The sequence below is a fragment of the Vibrio sp. 811 genome, from assembly GCF_033339195.1.
Map to the genome: position 1 here is coordinate 1 of NZ_JAWOUB010000948.1, position 518 is coordinate 518.

At 48.1% G+C, this 518-nt stretch carries 1 protein-coding gene; it reads right to left on the minus strand.

What is annotated here, in order from left to right:
• Window positions 1–415, minus strand: a 415-nt coding sequence (locus R7Q46_RS30280) for an ABC transporter substrate-binding protein (protein WP_318078730.1), incomplete at its 3' end; no start/stop codon positions are given.
• Between the last annotated feature and the right edge of the window lie 103 nt (window positions 416–518).

The window sequence follows — 518 nt, forward strand, 5'->3', positions numbered from 1 at the left end:
TACCTGCGATAGCAATACCGATCTTCTTGCCTTTAAGGTCGCCAAGGTTGTCGTTCTTGCCGTTATCCAACACCATCAATGTGTTGAGGGGAGTAGCAATCAAGGTCGCAGAGCGAATTAATGGCAAGCCAGCCGCTACGTCGATGGTTAAGCTCGGCTGGTATGAAATCGCCATATCGACTTTGCCAGCCGCAACTAGTTTGGGTGGTGTGCTTGGGTCGGCGGGTTCTTGGATATTGACCTTCAAACCTTGCTGTTTAAAGTAGCCGCGCTCTTGTGCGATCACGATAGGGCCATGGTTCGGGTTAACGAACCAATCCAGCATTAAAGTAAGCTCTTTTTCGGCAGCAAGTACGTTAGTTGAAACCATTGAAGCGAGCAGAGCGGCAGCGCTCATGAGTTTGTTTTTATTCACGGGGTTCTTCCTTTTTCTTTCCCTATTTGTTTTCCCAGGGAATGGCTTTTTTCAGTAATTTGTCAGTGGTGAAATAGAGTGCGATAGACAGCGCGGCGAGAAT